The sequence below is a fragment of the Amycolatopsis sp. SID8362 genome, from assembly GCF_010550475.1.
Lineage (GTDB): Bacteria > Actinomycetota > Actinomycetes > Mycobacteriales > Pseudonocardiaceae > Amycolatopsis > Amycolatopsis eburnea.
The window spans coordinates 1-7,440 of record NZ_JAAGNB010000580.1 but is presented as its reverse complement, the minus strand read 5'-3'; the positions used below and the strand labels follow the sequence as shown (position 1 = coordinate 7,440).

Genomic DNA, 7,440 nt, shown 5'->3' with positions numbered 1-7,440 from the left:
GCCGCGGGCGCCGACGCGGTCGTCCTGGCGGGCGACACCGTCGACCCGCACAACGGCAAGTGCGTCCGCGCCGCCGCCGGCAGCCTCTTCCACCTGCCGATCACGCGCGTCCGCGACGTCCCCGCCGCGCTCGCGGCCTGCTCGGCCGCAGGCCTGCGGACGTTCGCCGCCCACGGTTACGCCGACGCCGAACTCGATCGGGTGGACCTCACCGCCCCGACCGCGTGGGTCTTCGGCAACGAGGCCCACGGCCTGCCCGCCGACGTCCTCGAGCGCACGGATCTCGCGGTCCGCATCCCGTTGTACGGCAAGGCGGAAAGCCTCAACCTCGCGACGGCAGCGGCGGTCTGCGTCTACACGAGCGCGCTGGCGGCACACCGCTGAGCGAGGTCGCTGAGCCCGGCGCCGCGGGGGATTTTCCACGCGTGTTGAGCGCGTATCCGCACGGTCCCGGGGCGACCGGGGGCGCGCGGACCCGATCCCATAGACTTTTCCCGCCTTTGACCTCTCGTGCGCCGCGTGTCCGGCGGCGCCCGAACGACCAGTCCCAGCGGACGCCGAGGAGTTATGTCCGGAGCCAAGGAAAAGGAAGCCCAGGGCGCGGTACTGGCCCCCGAGACGCTGCAGGAGGCGGTCAAGGCCGCCGAAGCGGCGTTCGCCGCCGCGACCGGGCTCGAGGCGCTGGCCGAGGTCAAGCCGGCGCACCTCGGTGACCAGGCCCCGGTGGGCCTGGCCCGCCGCGAGATCGGCGCCCTGCCCAAGCAGGAGAAGGCCGAGGCGGGCAAGCGTGTCAACGAGGCCCGGCAGGCCGTCCAGGCGGCCTTCGACGCCCGCCGCGCCGAGCTCCAGGTGGAGCGCGACGAGCGGGTCCTGCGCGAAGAGGCCGTCGACGTCACCCTGCCGTGGGACCGCGTCCCGCGCGGCGCCCGCCACCCGATCAGCACCATCTCCGAGCGCGTCGCGGACGCGTTCGTCGCGATGGGCTACGAGGTCGCCGAGGGCCCGGAGCTCGAAGCCGAGTGGTTCAACTTCGACGCCCTGAACTTCGGCAAGGACCACCCGGCCCGCCAGCTGCAGGACACGTTCTACGTCGGCGAAGAGGACTCCGGCCTGGTGCTGCGCACGCACACCTCGCCGGTGCAGGCCCGCACGCTGCTGCACCGCGACCTGCCGGTGTACGTCGTCTGCCCGGGCCGGACGTACCGGACCGACGAGCTCGACTCCACGCACACCCCGGTGTTCACCCAGGTCGAAGGCCTCGCGGTGGACAAGGGCATCACCATGGCGCACCTCAAGGGCACCCTGGACGCCTTCGCCCGCGCGATGTTCGGCGAGAGCTCCAAGACCCGCCTGCGCCCGCACTTCTTCCCGTTCACCGAGCCGTCCGCCGAGGTCGACGTCTGGTTCGAGGAGAAGAAGGGCGGCCCCGGCTGGGTCGAGTGGGGCGGCTGCGGCATGGTCAACCCGAACGTCCTGCGCGCCTGCGGCGTCGACCCCGACGTGTACTCGGGCTTCGCCTTCGGCATGGGCATCGAGCGCACCCTGCAGTTCCGCAACGGGATCCCGGACATGCGCGACATGGTGGAGGGCGACGTCCGCTTCACCCTTCCCTTCGGAACGGAGGCGTAGTGCGAGTCCCAGTCAGCTGGCTGACCGAACACCTCGATCTCGCTGAGGAGGTCACCCCGCAGGACCTGGCCGACGCCTTCGTGCGGATCGGCGTCGAGGTCGACGACCTGAGCGAGCTCGGGCCCGTCACCGGACCGCTGGTCGTCGGCCGGGTGGCCGAGATCGAAGAGCTCACCGAGTTCAAGAAGCCGGTCCGGTTCTGCCGCGTCGACGTCGGCGAGCCCGCCGACGAAGCCGAAGAGCTGGACGACGAGGAAGACGAAGACGAGGACGACGAAGCCGGCGAGTTCGACGAGGGCCCGCACGGCATCAAGACCCGCGGCATCATCTGCGGCGCGCGCAACTTCACCGAGGGCGACCTGGTCGTCGTCGCGCTGCCCGGCGCCGTCCTGCCCGGCGACTTCGCCATCGCGTCCCGCAAGACCTACGGCCGCATCAGCGACGGCATGATCTGCTCGGCCCGCGAGCTCGGCCTCGGCGACGACCACACCGGCATCCTCGTGCTGCCCTCGGGCACGGCGAGCCCGGGCGACGACGCCCAGGAGCTCCTCGGCCTGAATGACACGGTCATCGAGCTGGCCCCGACCCCGGACCGCGGCTACGCCCTGTCGATCCGCGGCCTGGCGCGCGAGCTGTCGAACGCGCTGGACGTCCCGTTCGGCGACCCGGCGCTGCTCGAGGTCCCGGCGGCCGAGGGCGACGCCTGGCCGGTCCACGTCGAGGACCCGGAAGGCTGCCCGCGGTTCGTGCTGCGCCGGGTCACCGGCCTCGACGCGACGGCGCCGACCCCGTGGTGGATGCGCCGCCGGCTGATGCTGGCCGGCATCCGCTCCATTTCGCTGGCCGTCGACGTCACGAACTACGTGATGCTCGAGCTCGGCCACCCGCTGCACGCGTTCGCCACCAAGGCCATCCAGGGCGACCTGGTGGTCCGGCGCGCGAAGGCGGGCGAGAAGCTGACCACGCTGGACGACGTCGAGCGCGCGCTCGACCCGGACGACATCGTCATCGCCGACGACAGCGGCGTCATCTCGCTGGCGGGCACGATGGGCGGCGCGAGCACCGAGATCACGACGGAGAGCACCGACGTCCTGCTCGAAGCGGCGCACTGGAACCCGGCCGCGATCAGCCGCACCGCTCGGCGGCACAAGCTGTTCTCCGAGGCCGCCAAGCGCTTCGAGCGGTTCACCGACCCGCAGCTGTGCCCGGCCGCCGTCGAGCTGGCCGCCCGCCTGCTGCGCCAGTACGGCGACGCCTCGATCCGCCCCGGCCGCACCGACGAGGGCACGATCGAGCCGAACCCGCCGGTCGTCATGCCGATCAACCTGCCCGACCGGGTCGCGGGCGTGAACTACCAGCGCGGCGTCACGGTCCGCCGGCTCACCCAGATCGGCTGCAAGGTCTCGGTGACCACGGGCGACGACGGCACCGGCCTGGTCACGGCGACCCCGCCGAGCTGGCGCGGCGACCTGCGCCAGCCCGCCGACCTCGTCGAAGAGGTCCTGCGGCTGGAGGGGTATGACAGCATCCCGTCGACGCTGCCCGCCGCCCCCGCGGGCCGCGGCCTGACCGACGCCCAACGGCGCGTCCGGGGTGTCTCCCGGGCTCTCGCCGAGTCGGGGTACATCGAGGTGCGCCCGTTCCCGTTCGTCAGCGACACGGTGTGGGACGCCTTCGGCCTGCCGGCGGACGACGTCCGCCGCAACGCGGTCGTGGTCCGCAACCCGCTGGAGGCCGACCGCAACCGGCTGGCCACCACGCTGCTGCCGGGCCTGCTGGACACGCTGCAGCGCAACGTGTCCCGCGGGATGAAGGACGTCTCGCTGTACCACATCGGCCAGGTCGTGCTGCCCGCGCCGAACCCGCTGAAGGTCCCGGACCTCGGCGTCGACCAGCGCCCGACCGACGAGGAGCTGGCGCTCCTCGAAGCGGCGGTCCCGCTGCAGCCCCTGCACGTCGCGGTGGTCCTGTCGGGCAACCGCCGCCGCGCGGGCTGGTGGGGCGGCGGCGAGCAGGCGAACTGGGCCGACGCGGTCCAGGCCGCCCGCACGGTCGCGGAAGCCGCCGGTGTCGAGCTGACGGTCCAGGCGACCGACCTCCCGCCGTGGCACCCGGGCCGCTGCGCCCAGCTCCGCGTCGGCGACTGGCCGGTCGGCCACGCCGGCGAGCTGCACCCCAAGGTCGTCGAGGCCCTCGGCCTGCCGCCGCGGACGGTCGCGATGGAGCTGGACCTGGACGCGATCCCGCTGCCGGACTCCCGGCCCGCCCCGAGCGTGTCGGGTTACCCGCCGGTGCTGCTCGACGTCGCCCTGGTGGCGGCGGCGGACGTCCCATCGGCCGACCTCGCGGCGGTGCTGCGCGAGGGAGCGGGCGAACTCCTCGAGGACATCACGCTGTTCGACGTGTACGCGGGCGAGCAGGTCGGCGAGGGCAAGCGTTCGCTGGCGTACAAGCTCCGCTTCCGCGCGGCCGACCGCACCCTGACGGTCGACGAGGCCACCAAGGCCCGTGACGCGGCAGTGGCCGCGGCAGGCGAGCGCTTCGAGGCGGCCCTGCGCGCCTGACGGAACGCACGACGCTGGTGGAGAGGGGCCGGGCGACCGGCCCTTCTTCGCGTTTCGGCCCGGGCCACTCAACCGATGTGCTTGAGTGCCTCCCTCCGTGACAGTCCGGACAACCCGGGGTGGTCGTCCACGAAGGACCGCACCCAGTCCGGAGCGGTCTTCGCGTACTCCCGCAAAGCCCAGCCGATTCCCTTGCGCAGGAAGAACTCCGGCTCCGCGATCGCCGGTTCGATCGCGCGGGTGAGCAGGTCCGTGTCGGTGTCCTCCTTGGCGCCGACCTGGCAGATGATCGCCGTCCGCCGGCGCCACAGGTCGGCGTCGGCCGCCCAGTTCAGCATCAGCGGCGTGACCCGGGCGCGGTCGGCCCGGAGGATCGGCCCGACCCGGCGGATCGCGAGCTCGTCCACGTAGTCCCACCAGGCCCCGCTGACGATCATTTCCTCGTACATCGGGAGCAGCCCGGCGTCCTGCCACCCGCGGTACGCCCGATATCCGGAAAGGTCGATGGCCGCGTAGCGCTCCTCGCGGAATTCGGCGGTCCGCCACAACTCCAGCACGGTCGATGAATATGTCACCCGATCGGGCAGTATGTGGTCGGCCAGCACCCGCTTCATCAGCGTGCTGCGCTGCGGTTTCGCCACCCCGCGGAACGGCATCGCCGACTTCATGTACGCCTGCATCGCCGGCGCCTTCGCCGGGTCGGCCAGCTTCGCCAGCCCGGTGCGGATCGCCTTGACCAGCCGATCGTCCACGTTCACCCGTCCTCCCCACGCCGTCCGGCGACCCGCAGCGTACTGCCGGCCACCGACAGTTCCGGGGCTCGGCGACGAGCACAGGTACCGACGAAAGGCGGATGGCGGAAGCCGCGTCGGTCGGCGAGATTGTCCAGGGTTGCCGGTAGTTTCGCCGGAATACGGCGAACTCTGTCGAATGCGGATGAAAAGGACGACTGTGAAAAGAATCGTTGCCGCTGTCGCCGCCGCGGGGCTCGCGGCCGGGCTGATGGCCGCCGCGCCCGCCGCGTCGGCGGATCCCGGGGTGCAGTTCACCCCCGCGCCGATCGCCTGGGGGCCCTGCGCGTCGGCGAGCCTCAAGGCCAACGGCGCCGAGTGCGGCTTCCTCGAGGTGCCGATGGACTACGCGAAGCCGGGCGGGGCGAAGGTCTCCGTCGCGGTGTCGCGGATCAAGCACAAGACCGCGCAGTCCCAGGGCATCATGCTGGTGAACCCGGGCGGCCCGGGCGGTTCCGGCCTCGGGCTTTCGGTGCTCGGCAAGTACGTGCCGAACCACGCGGGTGACAACTACGACTGGATCGGCTTCGACCCGCGGGGCGTCGGGTCCAGCAAGCCGTCGATCAGCTGCGACGGGAACTACTTCAGCTACAACCGGCCGGCGTACGTGCCGACCACGCCGCAGCTGGAGAAGACGTGGCTCGCCCGCTCGAAGGGGTACGCCGACGCGTGCCGCAAGAACGGCGAGATCCTCGACCACATCAAGACGACCGACGTCGCGCAGGACATGGACAGCCTGCGCAAGGCGCTGGGCGAGAAGCAGATCAACTATTACGGCTTCTCCTACGGCACCTACCTCGGCCAGGTCTACAGCACGCTGTACCCGAAGAACGTCCGCCGGATGGTGCTCGACGGCAACGTCGACCCGCGGAAGGTCTGGTACGAGGCCAACCTCGACCAGGACGTCGCCTTCGACAAGAACATCAAGATCTACTTCGACTGGCTGGCGTCCTACGACAACGTCTACCACCTCGGCAAGACCGGTGGCGCCGTCGAGAAGCTGTGGTACGACACCCAGCGCAAGCTCGCCAAGAACCCGGCAGGCGGGGTCATCGGCGGTGACGAGTGGACCGACATCTTCCTGCAGGCCGGCTACTACGTCTTCGGCTGGGTCGACATGGCCAAGGCCTTCGACGGCTACGTGCACAAGGGTGACTGGCAGACGCTCAAGGCGCTCTACGACGACTCGAACCCGCCGGGCGACGACAACGGGTTCGCCGTCTACCTCGGCGTGCAGTGCACCGACGTGCAGTGGCCGACCAACTGGAACAAGTGGCGCGCCGACAACTGGATCACCTACTTCAAGGCCCCGTTCGAGACCTGGGGCAACGCCTGGTTCAACGCGCCCTGCGTGTTCTGGCCGGCGAAGGCGGGCAAGCCGGTGAACATCGACGGCAGCAAGGTGGCCGGTGCGCTGCTCATCAGCGAAGAGCTCGACGCCGCCACGCCGTACGCCGGCAGCCTCGAGGTCCGCAAGCGGTTCCCGAAGTCGAGCCTGATCAGCGCGCCGGGCGGCACCACGCACGCCGGTTCGCTGTCCGGGGTGTCCTGTGTGGACGACAAGGTCGCCGACTACCTGGCCACCGGCACCCTGCCGAAGCGCCAGCCCGGCAACCACTCGGACGTCCAGTGCGACCCGGTGCCGGCGCCGGTGCCCGACGGCGCCGCGGCGCAGAAGTCGGACAGCTCCGCGAAGGCGGCCCAGGAGAAGCAGAGCACGCTGGCCCAGCTGCTGCGCTTCTGATCGCAAGTCCCACCCGGTGCCCCGGTCCGGCTCGTCCGGACCGGGGCACCGTCTTGTCCGCCGGTGTCTCATCGTCGCCTCCTCGTGACGGGGTGTGGTTGCCCGGGACGTTAGAGGAGGGGGCCGACAATTTCGGAGCGAAGTCGGCCGTGAGCAGCGCGTGGCCGAAAATTGTCGGGGGTGCGCGCTAGCTTCGGGGCATGTCGATCATCGAACAGCGCCGGAGCGAGATCCGGGCACAGGAAAACACCTACCACATCGTGGTCTCGACCAGGACGGACGTCGACCGCGCCGAACCGACCCCCAAGGTCATGATCACGCTGGAAGCCGGCGGCCCCGGCGGCGAGCCGGTCGCCGAGGGCAGCCTCGACCTGGACGTCGCGGTGGCGGCCACGGTCGCCGACCTGGTCGCGGACGAGCTGCTCTCCGCGACCGGCGCGGCCCGGCCGACCCGGCGAAGATCCGCCGGCCGCCCCGCCCAGCAAGGGCGCCCGTGGAACGACGAACTGGACGCGGAGCTGGAGACCCGCTGGATCGCGGGCGAGAGCGTCGCCGAAATCGCGACGTCCTTCGAGCGCACCCCCGGCGGCATCCGCGCCCGCCTGCCCCGCGTCGGCTGCGACCCGGAGAACCCGGGCTGCTACCTCCCCGTGCCGCCGAGCAGGCGCACGGACCTGGACGGAGGTGAGCCGAACTGACCAGCGGCGGTGGG

The 7,440-nt window shown here is 71.5% G+C and carries 6 protein-coding genes; 5 read left to right on the top strand and 1 reads right to left on the bottom strand.

The annotated features are described in order from the left end of the window. The 3 genes from G3I65_RS18195 to pheT all read left to right on the top strand — a co-directional run. Positions 1-384: RNA methyltransferase (locus G3I65_RS18195; RefSeq protein ID WP_160697170.1), on the top strand; the 384-nt coding region annotated here is incomplete at its 5' end. 183 nt (positions 385-567) lie between these two features. Further along, positions 568-1,629, top strand: coding sequence for a phenylalanine--tRNA ligase subunit alpha (gene pheS / locus G3I65_RS18190; protein WP_086856942.1), 1,062 nt, complete (start codon positions 568-570; stop codon positions 1,627-1,629). Then, positions 1,629-4,193, top strand: coding sequence for a phenylalanine--tRNA ligase subunit beta (gene pheT / locus G3I65_RS18185; protein WP_160697169.1), 2,565 nt, complete (start codon positions 1,629-1,631; stop codon positions 4,191-4,193). Before pheS ends, pheT begins: the two co-directional genes overlap by 1 nt. A gap of 68 nt (positions 4,194-4,261) precedes the next feature. On the opposite strand, the gene G3I65_RS18180 is transcribed toward pheT, so the two are convergent. Continuing rightward, complete coding sequence (locus G3I65_RS18180) at positions 4,262-4,951, bottom strand: DNA alkylation repair protein (protein WP_160697168.1); 690 nt, start codon at positions 4,949-4,951, stop codon at positions 4,262-4,264. Between the two features lie 193 nt (positions 4,952-5,144). On the opposite strand from G3I65_RS18180, the gene G3I65_RS18175 reads away from it, so the two are divergent. After that, positions 5,145-6,728 (top strand): alpha/beta hydrolase, encoded by a 1,584-nt coding sequence (locus tag G3I65_RS18175; RefSeq protein ID WP_160697167.1) that lies wholly within the window; start codon positions 5,145-5,147, stop codon positions 6,726-6,728. A 200-nt stretch (positions 6,729-6,928) separates the two neighbouring features. Then, positions 6,929-7,426, top strand: a complete 498-nt coding sequence (locus G3I65_RS18170; RefSeq protein ID WP_160697166.1) for a helix-turn-helix domain containing protein — start codon at positions 6,929-6,931, stop codon at positions 7,424-7,426. Positions 7,427-7,440 lie beyond the last annotated feature (14 nt).